At 67.5% G+C, this 1,767-nt stretch carries 2 protein-coding genes; both read left to right on the top strand.

The features are described from left to right. Window positions 1-37: 37 nt before the first annotated feature. A complete protein-coding gene (locus ADX84_RS25050) occupies window positions 38-859 on the top strand; it encodes an exodeoxyribonuclease III (protein ID WP_049579960.1) in 822 nt (273 codons plus the stop codon). Between the two features lie 8 nt (window positions 860-867). Further along, window positions 868-1,659, top strand: a complete 792-nt coding sequence (locus ADX84_RS25045; protein ID WP_049579957.1) for an alpha/beta fold hydrolase — start codon at window positions 868-870, stop codon at window positions 1,657-1,659. Window positions 1,660-1,767 lie beyond the last annotated feature (108 nt).

The following is a 1,767-nucleotide window of genomic DNA, read 5'->3' as shown; positions in this document are numbered from 1 at the left end:
CGCTTTGTGGGGGTGGGGGGTGGCTACGCTGTGGGGCGTGAACCAGTCGAGTTTTGTTGTGTCCAGCGTCAACGTCAACGGGTTGCGGGCGGCCGCGAAGAAGGATCCGGGGTTCGGGTCGTGGTTGTCGGCTTCTGAGGCGGACGTGGTGTGTTTGCAGGAGACCCGCGCGGAGGCCGATCAGCTTCCGGAGGGGGTCGTGGCTCCGCCGGGGTGGCACGTGGTGTTGTGTCCGGCCCAGGCCAAGGGGCGTGCGGGGGTGGCGCTCTACTCTCGTGCGGAGCCCGATGAGGTGCGGGTCGGGTTCGGTGTGGAGGAGTTCGCGGAGTCGGGCCGGTATGTGGAGGCGGACTTCGGTGCGGTGAGTGTGGCCAGCCTGTACCTGCCCTCGGGTGAGGTGGACACGCCGCGCCAGGAGGAGAAGGAGCGCTTCATGGAGGCGTTCCTGCCGTACCTGGTGGAGCGGCGTGCGCGTGTGGAGGAGCAGGGGCGCGGGTTGGTGGTGTGTGGTGACTGGAACATCGCGCACACCGAGGCGGATTTGAAGAACTGGCGGGGGAACCGGAAGAACTCGGGGTTCCTGCCGGAGGAGCGTGCGTGGATGTCGCGGGTGTTCGACGAGGCGGGGTACGTGGACGTGGTGCGTGCTCTGTATCCGGACCAGGAGGGGCCGTATTCGTGGTGGTCCTATCGTGGTCGTGCCTTCGACAACGACACGGGGTGGCGGATCGACTACCAGGTGGCGACTCCGGGTTTGGCTGCTCGGGCACTGTCGGGGCGGGTGGAGCGTTATCCCAGCCGTGAGGAGCGGTGGTCGGACCATGCTCCGGTGACGGTGTCCTACGGGGCCGGGAAGTAGGTGCGGTGATGGGTGTTCCGATCGTGTTGGCGCACGGTTTGCGTTCGTCGTCGAGTATGTGGCGGCCGCAGGTGGAGTTCCTGCAGGCGCAGGGGCGCACGGTGGTGGCTCCTGATCTTCCGGCTCACGGGTCTCGTCGGGGTGAGGACTTCTCGGTGGGGCGTGCGGTGGACACGTTGTTGGAGGCCATTGACTCCGTGGGTGGTCGGGCCCTGTTGGTGGGTTTGAGCATGGGCGGGTTGGTGTCGATCGCGGCTGCGGGGGCGGCTCCGGGTCGGGTGGCCGGTCTGGTGGCGGCCAGTTGTACGGCGCAGCCGGATCAGTCGTTGGCGCAGGTGTACCGGATTCCTGCGGTGTTGATGGAGCGGTTGCCGGACAAGGGTGCGGCGGTCAATGAGCGGTTCCATCGGTTGACGTTGCGTGATGGTGCGGCTGACGCGGTGGTCGACGGTGGTCTGGCCGTGGAGGCGGCGACGGCGGTGATCGACGAGTTGGCGACGATCGACGCGTTGTCGGCGTTGTCGGCGTACGGGGGTCCGGTGTGGTTGGTGAACGGGGCGCGGGACCATTTCCGGATCCATGAGAAGGCGTTCTTCGACGCGTGCGTGGAGGGGCGTTTGGTGAACGTTCCGCGTGCGGGGCACATGGTGAGTCTGGATCAGCCGGTGATCTTCTCGCGGATGGTGTCGGATGCCGCTGACGTGGTGGGGGTGCGTGAGGCGCGGGCCGGGCTGGATTCGGATGCGCGTGAGGGTGTGATCGATTCCCCGCCGTCGGAGTTGGAGTCGGACGGGGTCTGAGGGCCGTGTGTGACAAGGGGGGCGGTGGGCCGTGGTGGCCCGCCGCCCCCCTTCGTGGTGGGTGGGGTGGTGTTCAGCTGTGGGTGGGGTCATGTGTGGGGTCGTCGT

This window comes from Nocardiopsis sp. SBT366, from assembly GCF_001083815.1.
In the GTDB taxonomy this organism is placed as follows: Bacteria; Actinomycetota; Actinomycetes; order Streptosporangiales; family Streptosporangiaceae; genus Nocardiopsis; species Nocardiopsis prasina.
The sequence above is the reverse complement of the archived record's forward strand: the minus strand, read 5'-3'. Positions and strand labels throughout refer to the sequence as shown.

Excerpts from the sequence above, each read along its gene's own strand:
- ADX84_RS25045 (WP_049579957.1), top strand. The coding sequence starts at position 868 with ATGGGTGTTCCGATCGTGTTGGCGCACGGTTTGCGTTCGTCGTCGAGT.